16 protein-coding genes are annotated in these 15,845 nt (G+C 63.5%); 14 read left to right on the top strand and 2 right to left on the bottom strand.

Annotation, left to right across the window (positions count from 1 at the left end):
• The first annotated feature begins 68 nt into the window (after positions 1-68).
• The 13 genes from atpD to arcC all read left to right on the top strand — a co-directional run bounded on the left by atpD (position 69) and on the right by arcC (position 11,510).
• Complete coding sequence (gene atpD, locus AC13D8_RS11745) at positions 69-1,553, top strand: F0F1 ATP synthase subunit beta (protein ID WP_482969047.1); 1,485 nt, start codon at positions 69-71, stop codon at positions 1,551-1,553.
• Complete coding sequence (locus AC13D8_RS11740) at positions 1,550-1,960, top strand: F0F1 ATP synthase subunit epsilon (protein WP_482968993.1); 411 nt, start codon at positions 1,550-1,552, stop codon at positions 1,958-1,960. The genes atpD and AC13D8_RS11740 overlap by 4 nt, the downstream gene beginning before the upstream one ends.
• A complete protein-coding gene (locus tag AC13D8_RS11735; RefSeq protein ID WP_482968992.1) occupies positions 1,957-2,268 on the top strand; it encodes an AtpZ/AtpI family protein in 312 nt (103 codons plus the stop codon). Before AC13D8_RS11740 ends, AC13D8_RS11735 begins: the two co-directional genes overlap by 4 nt.
• Positions 2,250-2,555 (top strand): N-ATPase subunit AtpR, encoded by a 306-nt coding sequence (locus AC13D8_RS11730; RefSeq protein ID WP_482969046.1) that lies wholly within the window; start codon positions 2,250-2,252, stop codon positions 2,553-2,555. The genes AC13D8_RS11735 and AC13D8_RS11730 overlap by 19 nt, the downstream gene beginning before the upstream one ends.
• Positions 2,552-3,265, top strand: coding sequence for a F0F1 ATP synthase subunit A (locus AC13D8_RS11725; RefSeq protein WP_482968991.1), 714 nt, complete (start codon positions 2,552-2,554; stop codon positions 3,263-3,265). The genes AC13D8_RS11730 and AC13D8_RS11725 overlap by 4 nt, the downstream gene beginning before the upstream one ends.
• A complete protein-coding gene (locus AC13D8_RS11720; protein ID WP_104018562.1) occupies positions 3,265-3,510 on the top strand; it encodes a F0F1 ATP synthase subunit C in 246 nt (81 codons plus the stop codon). The genes AC13D8_RS11725 and AC13D8_RS11720 overlap by 1 nt, the downstream gene beginning before the upstream one ends.
• Before the next feature lie 4 nt (positions 3,511-3,514).
• Positions 3,515-4,249 (top strand): F0F1 ATP synthase subunit B family protein, encoded by a 735-nt coding sequence (locus tag AC13D8_RS11715; protein WP_482968990.1) that lies wholly within the window; start codon positions 3,515-3,517, stop codon positions 4,247-4,249.
• Positions 4,239-5,762, top strand: a complete 1,524-nt coding sequence (locus tag AC13D8_RS11710; RefSeq protein ID WP_482968989.1) for a F0F1 ATP synthase subunit alpha — start codon at positions 4,239-4,241, stop codon at positions 5,760-5,762. The genes AC13D8_RS11715 and AC13D8_RS11710 overlap by 11 nt, the downstream gene beginning before the upstream one ends.
• A complete protein-coding gene (locus AC13D8_RS11705) occupies positions 5,759-6,613 on the top strand; it encodes a F0F1 ATP synthase subunit gamma (protein ID WP_482968988.1) in 855 nt (284 codons plus the stop codon). The genes AC13D8_RS11710 and AC13D8_RS11705 overlap by 4 nt, the downstream gene beginning before the upstream one ends.
• Before the next feature lie 195 nt (positions 6,614-6,808).
• The gene (locus tag AC13D8_RS11700) at positions 6,809-8,260 is read left to right on the top strand and encodes a YfcC family protein (protein ID WP_482968987.1); all 1,452 of its coding nucleotides are present in this window, start codon (positions 6,809-6,811) and stop codon (positions 8,258-8,260) included.
• Positions 8,257-9,480: an arginine deiminase gene (locus AC13D8_RS11695; RefSeq protein WP_482968986.1), complete on the top strand. Its 1,224-nt coding sequence runs from the start codon at positions 8,257-8,259 to the stop codon at positions 9,478-9,480. Before AC13D8_RS11700 ends, AC13D8_RS11695 begins: the two co-directional genes overlap by 4 nt.
• A gap of 10 nt (positions 9,481-9,490) precedes the next feature.
• Positions 9,491-10,492 (top strand): ornithine carbamoyltransferase, encoded by a 1,002-nt coding sequence (argF, locus tag AC13D8_RS11690; protein WP_482968985.1) that lies wholly within the window; start codon positions 9,491-9,493, stop codon positions 10,490-10,492.
• 1 nt (position 10,493) lies between these two features.
• Positions 10,494-11,510 carry a carbamate kinase gene (gene arcC / locus AC13D8_RS11685; protein ID WP_482968984.1) on the top strand — a complete coding sequence of 339 codons (1,017 nt, stop codon included), beginning with the start codon at positions 10,494-10,496 and terminating at the stop codon, positions 11,508-11,510.
• Positions 11,511-11,678: 168 nt separating this feature from the next.
• On the opposite strand, the gene AC13D8_RS11680 is transcribed toward arcC, so the two are convergent.
• On the bottom strand, positions 11,679-12,041 hold the full coding sequence (locus AC13D8_RS11680) for an SHOCT domain-containing protein (RefSeq protein ID WP_482968983.1): 363 nt from the start codon (positions 12,039-12,041) through the stop codon (positions 11,679-11,681).
• Positions 12,042-12,271: 230 nt separating this feature from the next.
• Between AC13D8_RS11680 and AC13D8_RS11675 the strand changes: the two genes are divergently transcribed.
• Positions 12,272-12,658 carry a DUF302 domain-containing protein gene (locus AC13D8_RS11675; RefSeq protein WP_482968982.1) on the top strand — a complete coding sequence of 129 codons (387 nt, stop codon included), beginning with the start codon at positions 12,272-12,274 and terminating at the stop codon, positions 12,656-12,658.
• A gap of 303 nt (positions 12,659-12,961) precedes the next feature.
• Here the strand turns inward: AC13D8_RS11675 and uvrA are convergent, their stop codons facing one another.
• Entirely contained in the window at positions 12,962-15,820 is a 2,859-nt protein-coding gene (gene uvrA / locus AC13D8_RS11670) for an excinuclease ABC subunit UvrA (protein ID WP_129431817.1), read from the bottom strand.
• Between the last annotated feature and the right edge of the window lie 25 nt (positions 15,821-15,845).

Below are 15,845 nucleotides of genomic sequence, written 5' to 3'. Positions count from 1 at the left end.
GCGCAGATCTGGCACTGGGCAACAGCGCTATCCGCGCCGGGACCCGCGCAGATGTGGGAGACCCTGACCTGCCCGGTGGGACAGAGACGAATGTCCCGAACGCCCGGGACGACCCATCGGCGTCCTCCGATCAACGCGTCCCCTCTGAAGGCGTCGTTCATGCCGTCCGGGGGGCGGTCGTGGATGTTGTTTTTGCCGGGTCCGACCTGCCAGCGATCAATTCCGCGCTGATTGTGAACTGGGATCGGCCGACGGCCCTCATTCTCGAAGTCCACAGCCACCTCGATCAGAAGACGGTACGCGCAGTGGCGTTCCAATCCACGGCGGGCCTCGCCCGTGGCGTTTCGGTCCATGCCAGTGGCGGGCCGGTCACCGTGCCCGTGGGCGAAGCCGTCCTTGGCCGGCTTCTGGATGTCGTGGGAAATCCGAAGGATGACGGGCCTGCCCTGCCGGACGCTATACCACGACGGTCGATCCACGCGCTGCCCCCGCTTCTGAGCTCCCAGACTGGTGCCGCCGACGTGTTCGAGACAGGGATCAAGGTGATCGACCTGCTGGCACCGATGGCGCAGGGCGGAAGGGCCGCGATGTTCGGTGGTGCCGGGGTGGGCAAGACGGTTCTGGTGATGGAACTGATCCGCGCCATGGTCGAGAAATACGAAGGCATTTCGGTCTTCGCCGGCGTTGGTGAGAGATCACGCGAGGGGCATGAGCTTCTGACCGAAATGCAGGACTCGGGCGTGCTGGACCGCACCGTGCTGGTCTACGGTCAGATGAACGAGCCGCCCGGTGCGCGCTGGCGGGCCCCGCTGACCGCGCTGACCATTTCGGAATACTTTCGCGATCAAAAGCATAAGAACGTTCTTCTGCTGATGGATAACGTGTTCCGCTTTGTTCAGGCAGGGGCCGAGGTCTCGAGCCTGCTTGGCCGCTTGCCTTCTCGCGTAGGCTACCAGCCCACTTTGGCAACGGAAGTCGCGGGCCTGCAGGAACGCATCGCCTCCGTCGCGGGGTCCACCGTGACCGCCATTCAGGCAGTCTACGTGCCTGCCGACGATTTCACCGACCCCGCCGTGACCACGATTTCCGGCCATATGGATTGCGTCATCATGCTGTCGCGAGCCCAGGCCGCAGAGGGGTTCTATCCGGCGATCGATCCGCTGGGTTCTTCCTCGATGCTGCTGGATCCACTGGTTGTCGGTGACGACCACTACCAAACCGCCGAAGCCGTCCGTCAGACACTGGCAAGGTTCCGCGAATTGACCGATATCATCTCGCTGCTGGGGGTCGAGGAACTGGGCACCGCCGACCGCCTGATCGTCAGACGCGCACGGCGGTTGCAGCGGTTCCTGACCCAACCCTTCATGGTGACCGAGGCCTTTACCGGCACGCCGGGCGCCAGCGTGCCGCTTGCCGAAACCTTGTCGGGGTGCCGCGCCATACTGGACGGCGAGGCCGACGAGTGGTCCGAAAGCGCGCTCTACATGGTCGGCACGCTGGATGAGGCGCGCAAGAAGGAGGCCGCCGCGACAGCCAGCGAGGCGGTGGCATGAGGCTGCGCATCGTGACCCCCCTGTCAGTCGTGGTGGACGGCGCGGTCGACAGCCTGCGCGCCCAAGACGCGAGCGGCAGCTTCGGCATCCGTCCCGGCCACGCACCGTTCCTGACCGCGCTAGCGGTGTCCATCGTCAGTTGGAAGACCGCAGGGGTAGAACGGTTCTGCGCCGTGCGCGGCGGGGTGCTGAGTGTGACCGGCGGCACCGACATCGCCGTTGCCACCCGAGAGGCGGTCGCCGGAGACGATCTGGCCACGCTGGACAGCGAGGTTCTGGCCCGGTTTCAGTCCGATGTGAACGAGGAACGGGTCGAGCACGTCGAGACGATGCGCCTGCAATTACACGCGATCCGCCGGATGATCAGCCGATTGCATGCGGGCGCAGACACGGGACAGTTCCGATGACCGAAGACCCGTCGCCGCCGCCCGAAACCGATCAGCCGCCCGAAACCGACCCGCTGGTCGAGGAAATCCGCAAGCATCGCAGCCGACACGAGCGGTGGCTGCGCGAAGGTGACATGTCCGTCGGTCGACGTTTGGCACAGATCGGCGTGCTGGGTTGGATCTTCGTGGTGCCGACCCTGGCGGGCTTGTTCTTCGGACGCTGGCTCGATGGGCAATTTGAGACGGGCATCTTCTGGAGCGCGCCGATGATGCTGCTCGGGCTTTGCATTGGCGGCTGGACCGCTTGGAAATGGATGAACGCGCGATGATCGATCTCACTACTCTCCCGCTATTCGTCCTTCTTCCGGTATGCTTTCTTGGCGGGCTCTTGGTCGGATATGGCTATTTCCGCGCGCTTCGCGAGACAGCCAAGATTATCGTCAACGGGGGTGAACCCCTACGGGCCATTGCCCTGACCCTGGGACGCGTTTCGCTTCTGGCCACCGGGTTCTTTATGGCCGTGCTCCTGGGTGGCCTTGCCCTGCTCGCGGCGTTTGCGGGGGTTCTCTGCGCCAAGTGGATAATGCTTCGCAGGATGGGGGATATCCAGACATGAACTCTCCCCTCGAATCCACCGTGCTGTTCCAGATCGGACCGGTTCCGATCACGCAAGCCATCGTCACGACATGGGCGATCATGGCGATACTGGTGATCGGGGCATTTGCCCTGACGCGCCGGTTAGACCTCAGACCGACCCGGCGGCAGGCCGCGCTGGAGCTGATGGTCGCCACGCTCGACACCCAGATTACCGAGACAACAGGCGTCGCGCCCGCACCCTATCGCGGGTTCATCGGCACGCTCTTTCTGTTCATCCTCGTGGCGAATTGGTCCTCGCTTGTGCCGGGAGTCGAGCCACCGACCGCACAGCTTGAAACCGATGCCGCCCTCGCCGTCTTGGTGTTCCTGTCCGTGATCTGGTTCGGAATACGCGCCAGGGGTGTGGGCGGCTGGCTGAAATCCTTCGCCGCGCCCAACCCGGTGATGATCCCGCTCAACATCCTGCAAAGCCTGACGCGGGTCTTTTCCATGTTCGTCCGCCTGTTCGGCAACGTGATGAGCGGAGTGTTCGTCATCGGCATCGTCGCCTCGCTGGCGGGCCTGCTGGTACCGATCCCGCTAATGGCGCTCGATCTGCTGATCGGGCTGGTGCAGGCGTACATCTTCGCGGTGCTGGCGATGGTGTTCATCACCTCCACGGTCAAGGTCGCCGCGCACAACCCTCCAAGTACTGACCTTGCCCCTTCCCCAACGAAAAAGGATTCATGATGGACTATATTCCCCTTGCCAGTATCTTCTGCGCCGCCTTCGCGGTGGCCTTCGGCGCCATCGGCCCCGCACTTGCCGAGGGGCGCGCCGTTGCCGCCGCAATGGATGCCATTGCCCGTCAGCCCGATGCCGCAAACACGATTTCGCGCACGCTGTTCGTTGGGCTTGCAATGATCGAGACGACGGCAATCTATTGCCTGGTGATTGCGCTCCTGCTGCTCTTCGCCAACCCGCTACTGGCATGAGCGCATGACCCTCGATTGGTGGGGACTGGGTCTTCAGGCCATCAACGTCCTGATCCTCGTCTGGCTTCTCAGCCGCGTGTTCTGGCGTCCGGTTGCCGAGGCCATCACCCGGCGGCAGGAAGCCGCGCAAGCCATGTTGGATGAAGGCAAGACAGCACAAGCGAAAGCCGATGCTGCGCTGGCAGAGGTCACCGAGGCCCGCGCAGGCATCGCGGCGGAACGCGATGCCATGCTTGCCGAGGCCAAGGCGGCGGCGGATACAGTCGCGAAATCCGTGCGGAAGGATGCGCAAACCGAGGCAGATACACTACTGGCGGCCGCGCGCAGGGCCATTGACCGTGACCGGACTACCGCACGGAAGGAAAACGCCGCGAAGGCCACCGAGCTTTCAGTCGAGATTGCCGCGCGGCTTCTGGGGCAGTTCAACACGCCTGCGGTCCGGGCGGCGTTCCTTGCGCACCTTGTCGAGGCGATCGCGGGCATGTCCGACTCCGACCGAACGGCGCTGATAGCCTCGGGCGAGATCGAGATCATCACCGCGACAGAACCGGAGGGTGCGGAAAGGGCCGAGATCGAACAAGCGATAAAGGATGCGTTGGGCGACGCGCCCCGCTTTCGCCTTGTTACAGATCCCGACCTGATCGTCGGACTGGAACTCCGCAGCGCGCATTTCGTGCTTCACAACAGCTGGCGGGCCGACCTTGAGAACATCCTGAAGGAGGTCGAGAATGCCGGCTGATACGCTGGACTGGTTCGCATCAGCGCAGGGCGCAGTGCAGCGCGCTGCACTCGGTCCGCGATCCGAACACAGAGGCCGTGTCGAAGAGATCGGGGACGGTGTCGCGATGATCTCGGGCTTGTGCGATGTTCGACTAGACGAGGTTCTGCGGTTCGAGGGCGGCCAATTCGGGTTCGCACGGGTTCTGGACCCGGATCTGATCGGCTGCGTGTTCATTGACGCGGCGACCAAGGTCGAGGCAGGCGACGCGGTCTTCGGCACCGGCGAAGTGGTGAGCGTGCCTGTCGGAGAGTCGCTGCTCGGGCGTATCGTCGACCCACTTGGCCGCCCGCTGGACGGAAAAGGGGCGATCGAGGCCGAAGAGCGGTGGCCGATAGAGCGGCCGACGCCGTCGATCATCGAACGCGATCTCGTGACCCAGCCGGTGCAGACCGGGATACTCGTGATGGACACGCTGTTCGCGCTTGGCCGGGGCCAGCGCGAGTTGATCGTCGGCGACCATTCCACCGGAAAGACGACCCTGGCCACCGACGCGATGATCGCGCAGCGCGACAGCGACATGATCTGCGTCTATATCGCAGTGGGGCAAAAGACATCGAGCGTGCGCCGCGCCATCGACGCGCTTCAGGCGCATGGGAATTTCGCGCGCTGCATCGTGATGGTCGCGGGCTCCGCCTCGGCGCCGGGGCTGCAATGGATCGCGCCCTATGCGGGTATGACGATGGCGGAATATTTCCGAGACAAGGGCGGTCACGCCCTCGTTGTGATCGACGATCTGTCCAAACACGCCGCCACCCACCGCGAGATCGCCCTGCTGACCCGGCAATCTCCGGGGCGCGAGGCCTATCCGGGGGACGTGTTCTACATCCATGCCCGCCTGCTTGAACGGGCGGCCAAACTGTCTCAGGCGCGTGGCGGCGGGACCTTGACCGCCTTGCCGATCGCGGAAACCGATGCGGGGAACCTGTCGGCATACATCCCGACCAACCTGATCTCGATCACGGACGGGCAGATCGTGCTGGATACGGATCTGTTCCATCAGGGGCAGAAACCGGCTGTGGATGTGGGCCTCAGCGTCAGCCGCGTGGGCGGCAAGACCCAGGCGCCCGTGCTGCGGGAGGCCGCCGGAACCCTGCGGCTCGACTATGCGCAGTTTCTGGAGCTGGAGATGTTCACCCGGTTCGGGGGCATGCCCGAAGGTCGCGTTCGCGACCAACTCAAACGCGGGGAAAGGATCCGTGCAATCCTGCGTCAGCCGCAGAATGCGCCGCTTCGCTTGGTCGATGAAGTGGCGCTCCTGCTCGCCGTGCAAACGGGGCTGCTGGACCCCTTGCCACTCGATGCAGTTACCACCTTTCGGGATGCACTCCCGGAAACCCTGGACCGGGATGCCGGCCATGCTCTGCGTGCCATTTCCGAAACCGGGAAATTGAATGAGGCGGCACGGGCCGCCCTGATGGCCGCGATGACCCGCCTTGCGACGCAGCTTGGCGATAGGGAGCCAGCGCCATGACCGAACGACTGGCCGATGTCAGCGCCCGGATCGACGGCATTCGCCAGTTGGGGGCCGTGGTAAACGCGATAAAGGGCATCGCCGCCGCCCGCGCCAACACCGCACGCGATGAGATAGAAGCCGTCGACAGCTATGCCGCGACAATTGCCGCCGCCATTTCCGACGCACTCGGCCCCGCGCGTCCCACTCCACCGGCCGAAACCTCCGGAGGTCAAGCCAACGGCGGCATCGGCCTCTTGGTGTTCTGCGCCGAACAGGGCTTTGCCGGCGCCTTCAGCGAACGCGTTCTCGACAGCGTCAAAGACGACCTGTCGACCGCCAGCCTGTTTCTGATCGGCACCCGTGGCCTGTCAATCGCCGCCGCGCGCGGCCTCCATCCGGTCTGGTCCGCGCCAATGTCCTCGCACACGCCAGGCATTCCGAAACTGGCCGATACAATCACCAAGGCGATCTACCGCGCCTTGGGCGAGGGGCACCTCGAACGCATTGACATGATCCATGCTGTCTGGGCGTCCGGGCAACCTCAAGTCGTCCGGCAGGCTCTGTTGCCGGTCGATCTGTCGGACCTGCCGCCGCCCGGGGTGACACGTCCACTGACCCAGCTTCCGACAGACACCCTGATCAACAATCTCAGCGGGGACTATCTCCACGCCCTGGTGTCTAAGGCGGCGCTCCATGCCTTTGCCGCAGAGAACGAGGCAAGAATGGAGGCCATGTCTGCCGCAGCCAACCAGATCACGCGCGAGCTGGGCCACTTCGAGGCGACCCTGCGCCGGGTGCGACAGGAGGCAATTACCGCCGAGATCATCGAACTGGGAACCGGCGCGGCGTCAGCAACCGACTCAAGGTGATCGCAAAGTTGCCCGGCGCGGGGTCTTCCGGGCGGCAAAGGTCAGGCAAAGCATCGGGCACGGTTCGCGTTCTGGTCGACAAGCCTCTGTAATGCGCGCAACCTAACCTCGATCAGTCCGCCATCTGGTATCCTTGATCAAGATGACGGTGGCCACCGGTTCTTTTTCATGGCCGGACAGGAAAAGGACGCAATCATGACCCCTACCAAAACGACACCTGCAGAACGCAGCTCCCGTTTCCACTTCCCTTCAGCCTATACCATTCTTTTCGCCCTGATCGTGATCATCGCGGGCCTGACATGGGTAATCCCGGCCGGCCAGTACGAGCGCGTGGCTTCCGAGGCGCTCGGCAAGGACGTTCCTGTGGCGGGAACCTACGCGCCCACCGAGGCCAATCCGCAGGGCGTGTTCGACGTCATCCTGGCCCCCATCGCCGGATTTTACGATCCGAGCAGCTACACGGCCAATGCCATCGACGTCGCGTTGTTCGTCCTCATGATCGGCGGTTTCATCGGCGTGGTGACGGCCACCGGTGCGATCGACGCGGGCATCAAGCGCGCGATGGCGCGGCTTAAAGGGCGGGAAAAATGGATGATTCCGATCCTCATGGGGCTCTTCGCGGTCGGCGGCTCTACCTATGGCATGGCCGAAGAGACGCTGGCCTTTTATGTCATCCTGACACCGGTCATGATCGCGGCAGGCTATGACGCGCTGACGGCTGTGGCGGTGATCCTGCTGGGCGCCGGGGTGGGCGTGCTCGGCTCGACCGTGAACGCCTTTTCGACCGTGATCGCGTCGGACGCGGCCGGGGTGTCTTTCACGGACGGGCTGATGCTGCGGCTGGTCCTGCTTGCGCTCACCTTCGCCGCGACCGTCACATACGTCATGCGCTATGCCTCACGGATCAAGGCCGACCCGTCACGGTCGCTGGTCTTCGACAGGAAGACCGAGAACGAGGCGCATTTCCGAACCACCGCAGAGGCCGGAGCCAGCGACTTCACCGGTTTGCACAAGATCGTCCTGCTGCTCTTCGGCGCGACCTTCGCGGTGATGATCTGGGGTGTCTCGTTGGGGGGCTGGTGGATGGCCGAGATGAGCGGGCTGTTCCTGTTTGCCGGCATTGGCATCGGTATCGTGGGGCGCTTGGGCGAAAAGGGATTGGTTGACTCGTTCGTCAGCGGCGCGCGCGACCTGCTGGGCGTGGCGTTGATCATCGGGCTTGCGCGCGGCATCGTCGTTGTGATGGATGCGGGCCACATCACCGACACGATCCTGCACTGGGCCGAAGGTACCGTCGCGGGCTTGAACGAGGTCATCTTCATCAACGTGATGTACTGGATTCAGATCGTCCTGTCGTTCTTCGTGCCCTCGACCTCGGGCCTTGCCGTCCTGTCCATGCCGATCCTTGCCCCCGTCGGCGACTTTGCCGGGGTCTCTCGCAGCCTTGTGGTGACCGCGTTCCAGTCGGCAGAAGGCGTGGTCAATCTGGTCACCCCCACCTCTGCGGTTGTCATGGGCGGCCTCGCCATCGGGCGGGTGCCCTATGAACGCTGGCTGCGCTTCGTCTGGCCGGTGCTGCTGGGCCTCACAATCATTGTCATGGCAGTTCTCAGCCTTGGCGTTGTGCTGCAAGGAGCCCCAACATGAGCATGACCTACGGCGTCCATTCCGAGGCGGGCAAACTGCGCCGCGTCATGGTTAGCAAGCCCGGTGCCGCCATGGCTCGACTGACGCCCGCCAACTGTGCCGAGCTGCTGTTTGATGATGTGATCTGGGTGAAACAGGCGCGGATCGAACACATGACCTTTGTCGATGCGATGCGCAATCGCGGGGTCGAGGTCGTGTTCCTGCGCCAGTTGCTGATGGAAACGCTGAAAGACATGGACGCCCGCCGATGGCTGCTCGAGGCGCGGATCAGTGACAACGCCGTAGGCGTAGGTCTGGCCGATGACCTGCTGGCGCACCTGATGGAGGTCGATGCCGACCTGCTGTCGACCATCCTGACCGGCGGCATGAGCCGGGCCGAACTGCCAATCCCGGTCAAGGGCGTGCTGGCCCCGATGCTGGAACCCGCCGATTTCATCCTGCCACCGCTGCCCAACCACATCTTCACCCGGGACACGACCTGCTGGATATATGGCGGCGTCACGCTGAACCCGATGCACTGGCCCGCGCGGCGGCTCGAGACGCTGAACCTCGCTGCCATTTATCGCTTTCACCCCGATTTCAAGGATGCGGGCTTTCCCGTCTGGTGGGGCGACCCAAAGCAGGATCATGGCCCGGCAACAGTCGAAGGCGGGGACGTCATGCCCATTGGCGACGGCACCGTCCTGATCGGCATGGGCGAGCGCACGACACCGCAGGCCGTCGGCCAGGTTGCGCGCGGCCTGTTCGCCGGAGGCGGTGCCACCCGTGTCATCGCCTGCCAGTTTCCCCGCGCGCGCGGATCCATGCATCTCGATACGGTCTTCACCTTCTGCGACCGCGATCTCGTCACGATCTTTGCCAAGGTGACCGACGCCATCCGGTGCTACAGCCTGCGCCCCGGCAAGGGCGATGACATCGCGGTAGAGACCGAGACGAAACCGTTTCTGCAGGTCGTGGCCACAGCACTCGGACTCAAGAAATTGCGCACCGTGCCCACGGGCGGCGATGCCTATGAATCCGCCCGTGAACAATGGGACGACGCCAACAACCTTCTGTGTCTGGAGCCCGGAGTCGTCGTTGGATACGAGCGCAACGTCTACTCCAACACCCTCCTGCGCAAGGCGGGTGTCGAGGTCATCACCATCCCCGGATCAGAGCTTGGCCGCGGACGCGGCGGGTCACATTGCATGACCTGCCCCCTGATCCGCGACCCCATTTGAGGACGACCTGATGCCACAAAACCTTAGCGGACGCAGTTTCTTGACACTCTTCGACTTTTCACCGGCCGAGATCCGTCATCTTCTGCAGCTGGCGGTCAGCCTGAAGATGGCCAAGAACGGGGGCTATGAGAGGCCCCAACTGAAAGGCAAGAACATTGCTCTGATCTTCGAGAAGGACAGCACTCGCACACGCAGCGGGTTTGAGGTCGCGGCCTACGACCAAGGCGCGCATGTTACATATCTCGGGCCGTCGGGCAGCCATATCGGCCATAAGGAGTCGATCAAGGACACGGCCCGCGTACTCGGCAGGTTCTACGATGGAATCGAATATCGCGGCTTTGGCCACAAGGACGCCGAGGCGCTGGCAGAGTTTTCTGGCGTTCCGGTGTTTAACGGACTGACAGACGATTTCCACCCGACACAGATCCTCGCTGACCTGATGACGATGCGCGAGTTCACACAAAAGCACCTGTCCGACATCGCCGTCTGTTTCATGGGCGACGTGGGAAACAACACCGCCGCCTCGCTTCTGGTGGGCGCGGCCCTGATCGGCATGGACCTGCGCCTGTGCGGCCCGCACAGCTGCTGGCCCGACACGGACCTCGTCACGCGGTGCCGCAAGATCGCAGAGACAACGGGCGCGCGGATCACCTTGACCGAAAAACACGCCGAAGGGCTGCAAGGGGCCGATTTCGTCTATACCGATGTCTGGGTCTCCATGGGCGAGCCCGACACGGTCTGGGAGGAACGGATCGCCCTTCTCTCGCCCTATCAGGTCAACACCAAGGTGATAGAAATGACCGGAAATCCCTACGCCAAGTTCCTCCATTGCCTGCCCGCCTTCCACAACCGTGACACGCAGGTCGGCGAAGATACCTACCAGAAATTCAGGATCGACTGCATGGAGGTGACCGACGACGTCTTCGAATCCCACGCGTCAGTCGTCTTTGATCAGGCAGAGAACCGGATGCACACGATCAAGGCCGTTCTTGTCGCCACGATGGGGTCCTGAGATGCGGGTGGTGGTGGCCCTTGGCGGCAATGCGCTTTTGCAGCGGGGGGAGCCGATGACCGTCGCTGCGCAACACACGAACGTTCGGATCGCGGCAACGGCGCTGGCGGACCTGGCCCGCGATCATCAGATCGTCGTGGCGCATGGCAATGGGCCTCAGGTCGGCCTGCTGGCGCTGCAAGGGGCGGCCTACGATCCGGCCCGGCCCTGGCCGCTGGATGTGCTGGGCGCAGAAACCGAGGGCATGATCGGATATCTGATCGAGCAAGAGCTTATGAACGCCCTGCCCGACGGATCGCAATGCGCCACCCTGCTGAGCCGGGTAGAGGTGGACGCGAATGACCCCGCCTTTGAGACCCCAAGCAAGCCTATTGGCCCCGTCTACACAGAGGCCGAGGCAGAGCAGGCAGCGCAAGATCATGGCTGGGCCATGATCACCGAGGCGTCCGGCGGCCACCGTCGCGTCGTTCCCTCGCCGCTGCCTCTCAGGATCGTGGGACTGGACGCCATCAAGGTGCTTCTGGACGCCGGGCACACCGTGATCTGCGCCGGGGGCGGTGGCATTCCCGTCGTGCGAAACACGGAAGGAGAGATGACTGGCGTCGAAGCCGTGATCGACAAAGATCGAACGGCGGCCCTGCTGGCCTTGGGGCTGGGCGCGGACGCGCTCCTGCTGCTGACCGATGTGCCGGCGGTCTTCCGTCACTATGGCAGCGACGATCAGAGCGCGATTGGCGACGCGACACCCGAGGCGCTCGAAGACCTCGAACTCGCGCCGGGATCGATGGGGCCGAAGGTCGGTGCCGCCATCGCCTTTGCTCGGGCCAGCGGCAAGCTTGCCGGCATTGGGCAACTGACAGACGCGCGCGCGATCCTGGAGGGCCGGGCCGGAACGCGTGTCCTGCCCGACAAGGCGAAAACCGGCCAAGACAACAACTCCGGCCCAAAAACTTCCGGATTCACCGGCGCAGACCAACCTGTATCAGTGTGGCTCGATGACGGCGGGGCTATAGACTGAAGGTCCACCGGGCATCTGTGGGCAAGTACCAGTACGAGTGAGCCAGAAACACGTGAGACAAGCTGTCCCCTCGTCTCGCGTGTTTCCCGTTTTCGGACCGGCTGCGAAAGAACAAATCCATGACACCCGAAGCCTGGCAGATCGAAATTCCCGCCGGATTGACATCGATCAGTGCGCCAGCAATTCCTTGCGCTCTTCAAATTCCTTGGTGTCGATTTCACCCTTTGCATAGCGCTCCTTGAGCAACATCAGCGCCCGATCATGTACCGGCTGGCCATTGCCGTTCGCGCCGAAGAGCCGCAGGACGTAGATCGCGCCAACGACGATCGCGACCAAGATCAGGATCATCAGGATCGGACCAATTACCATTCCGAATCCTCCCCATTGACCACCGCCCCACATCATACCGTGCCCGTGATAGAAGAGGGCATCCCGGTTGGGCATTTCACCGACTTGCGCCATGGCCGTGGTGGCCGTCAGGGCCGCCGCGGTGGCCAGGGTCGCCGACCGTGCTGCTATCCCGTGTTTCATCCGACATCTCCTTGAATGTGGCGGCAAAGGCCGCTCTGACCACATCAAATCGGAAGAGACTGGAACGCACACTGATCTGGATCACCCTGTGCGCTGCAATCAGGGATACCATGGCAAAAAGGGAAACCGCTTCAGAGTGCGGACCTTGTGCCGGATGTGGCCCACCCAAACACTCTCCCCGACATCGGCCCGGCCACGCGGTCGATGATTCCGACTGAAAGGATGCTGCAATGACCTATACGATCAACCGTACCTCCGATGGGGTGTCCTTCCAAGACATCGCCGACCGCACGCACGCCGCGCTGGCCGACAACGGATTTGGCGTTCTGACCGAGATTGACGTGCAAGCGACGATGAAAAAGAAACTCGACGTCGAGATGCCGGCCTACCGGATCCTCGGCGCCTGCAACCCGAAGATGGCCCATGAAGCCATCGGGATGGAGCCGCGCGTCGGTGCGATGCTACCCTGCAACGTGATCCTGCGAGAGGTGGACGGCGGGGTCGAGGTCAGCGCAATCGACCCGGTGGCCTCGATGCAGGCGATCAATAACGGCGAATTGACCGCTGTCGCAGGCCAGGTCCGCGACCTTCTGACCAAGGCCGTCAAGGCGATCTGATCTGCTCATGAACGGTGCCACATTGCCCTGAGCGTCAGGGTCGCAAGCGATCCGCAGCCGTGAAAGGCCAAGTCAAATCCCTGCTTTCAACACAGCGCGCTACCCGATGAAAGGATCTGGTATGAATGTGAATTCACGGGTTCAAGCGAACGTCAAATGGACTGAATGATCGCACCCGCCAAGCGCAGGGCGGAGCGCGCAGAAAGGCGATTTCACGTTGCACACTTAGTGCACACGTCATCACTTACGTTATTGACCTATTTGTATTTGTTTTGAATTTCGATCCATTTGTGGCGACTGCCGCTATTCCGCTGCCACCCGGCGCGCCGCCAGCATATCCTTGAGGTAGCGCCCGGTATGGCTGCGCTCGACCTGCGCTACCTCCTCCGGCGTGCCGGTGGCCACGATCTCGCCACCGCCATCACCGCCCTCGGGGCCGATGTCGATGATGTGGTCGGCGGTCTTGATGACGTCGAGATTGTGCTCGATCACCACCACGGTGTTGCCCGCCTCGACCAGTTCGTGCAGCACTTCCAGCAGCTTCTTCACATCCTCGAAATGCAACCCCGTCGTCGGCTCGTCGAGGATATAGAGCGTGCGCCCCGTGGAGCGCTTGGCCAATTCCTTGGATAGCTTCACCCGCTGCGCCTCGCCCCCCGAGAGCGTCGTCGCCGGCTGGCCCACCTTGATATAGCCGAGGCCCACGCGCGCCAGCGCGTCCATCTTCTCGCGGATCGACGGCACCGCCCGGAAAAACTCCTGCGCTTCTTCAACCGTCATATCAAGAACGTCCGCTATGCTTTTGCCTTTGAAACGAATTTCCAATGTCTCGCGGTTGTAGCGCGCACCCTTGCAGGTCTCGCATTCGACATAGACATCCGGCAGGAAATGCATCTCGATCTTGATGAGCCCGTCGCCCTGGCACGCCTCGCAGCGCCCACCCTTGACGTTGAAGCTGAAGCGCCCGGGCTTGTAGCCGCGCGCCTTGGCCTCGGGCAACCCGGCAAACCAGTCGCGGATCGGCGTGAACGCCCCGGTATAGGTCGCGGGGTTCGACCGCGGCGTGCGCCCGATGGGGCGCTGGTCGATGTCGATCACCTTGTCGAGATGCTCCAGCCCCTTGATCGTCTCGCACGGCGCCGGCGTCTGCCGCGCGCCGTTCAATCGCATCGAGGCGGTCTTGAACAGCGTCTCGATGGTCAGCGTCGATTTGCCCCCGCCCGACACGCCGGTAACACAGACAAACCTGCCCAGCGGAAACTCGGCCGTCATGTCCTTGAGGTTGTTGCCGGTGGCGCGCACCACGGTCAGCTTCTTGCGGTTGCCCTTGCGCCGCTTGGACGGCACGGCGATCTCGCGGGTGCCCGCCAGGTATTGCCCGGTGATCGACGCCGGATCGGCGGCCACCGCATCCGGCGTGCCGTGGCTCACCACGCGCCCCCCGTGCACGCCCGCCCCGGGCCCGATGTCAAAGACGTAATCGGCGGTGCGGATGGCCTCCTCGTCATGCTCGACCACGATCACCGTGTTGCCCTGGTCGCGCAGGTTCCTGAGCGTCTGCAACAGCCGCCCGTTATCGCGCTGATGCAGCCCGATCGAGGGCTCGTCGAGCACGTAGAGCACACCGGTGAGGCCAGAGCCGATCTGGCTTGCCAGCCGGATACGCTGGCTCTCGCCGCCCGACAGCGTGCCCGCGTTGCGGCTCAGCGTCAGGTAATCGAGCCCCACGTTGACGAGGAACCCCAGCCGCTCGCGGATTTCCTTGAGGATGGCACGGGCGATCTCGTTCTTCTGCACCGTGAGATGGTCGGGCACCGTCGCGCACCAGTCATGCGCCTCGCGGATCGACATCTGCACCACCTGCCCCACATGCAGATCCGCGATCCGCACCGCCAGCGCCTCGGGGCGCAGACGATGGCCGCCGCAGGTGCCGCAGGGGCGGTTGTTCTGGTAGCGCTCGAATTCCTCGCGAACCCACGCGCTATCGGTCTCGCGATAGCGCCGCTCCATGTTGGGGATCACCCCCTCGAACACCCGGCTCACCTGGTAGACGCGCCCGCCCTCGTCATAGCGAAAGCGGATTTCCTCCTCGCCCGAGCCATACAGGAACACCTGCTTCACATGCGCGGGCAGATCCTTCCACGGGGTCGCCTTGTCGAACTCGTAATGTTTCGCAATGGCGTTGATGGTCTGGGTAAAATAGGGCGATTTGCCCTTGCGCCAGGGCGCGATGGCCCCATCACCCACGCGCAGCGCCTCGTCGGGCACCACGAGTTTCTCGTCGAAAAACAGCTCGGCCCCCAGCCCCCCGCAATCGGGGCAGGCCCCGAACGGTGCGTTGAACGAAAACAGCCGCGGTTCGATCTCGGGAATGGTGAAGCCACTGACCGGACAGGCGAAATTCTCGGAAAACGTGATCCGCTCCGGCTCGCCCTCGCGCGGGGCGGTCTCCAGCACGGCGATGCCGTCGGCCAGATCGAGCGCGGTGCGGAAACTGTCGGCAAGCCGTGTCTCCAGCCCCTCTTTCACCACCAGCCGGTCCACCACCACGTCGATATCGTGGCGGAATTTCTTGTCGAGCGTGGGCGGCTCGTCCAGCTCGTAAAACGCGCCATCCACCTTCACCCGCTGAAAGCCCTGCTTGCGCAGTTCGAGGAATTCCTTGCGGTACTCACCCTTGCGGTCGCGCACGATCGGCGCCAGCAGATAGCCGCGCGTGCCCGCCTCCATCGCCATCACCCGATCCACCATGTCCTGCACCTGCTGCGCCTCGATGGGCAGGCCGGTGGCCGGTGAATAGGGCGTGCCGACGCGGGCGAACAGCAGCCGCATGTAATCGTAGATTTCCGTCACCGTGCCGACGGTAGAGCGCGGGTTCTTCGACGTGGTCTTCTGCTCGATGGAAATCGCCGGGCTGAGCCCACTGATATGATCCACGTCCGGCTTTTCCATCATGTCGAGGAACTGCCGCGCATAGGCCGAGAGCGATTCGACGTAGCGCCGCTGCCCCTCTGCATAGATGGTATCAAACGCCAGCGACGACTTGCCCGAGCCCGACAGCCCGGTAATCACTACGAGCTGATCGCGCGGAATGTCCACGTCGATGCTCTTGAGATTGTGCTCGCGCGCACCGCGCACCGAGATCGTCCTGAGTTCGGCCATGCCGCAGCCCCCGTTGTCACCGCCC

Source organism: Roseovarius sp. B-10 (genome assembly GCF_056859295.1).
Note: the sequence above shows the minus strand (reverse complement) of the source record. Positions and strands in the feature narration are given on the sequence as shown.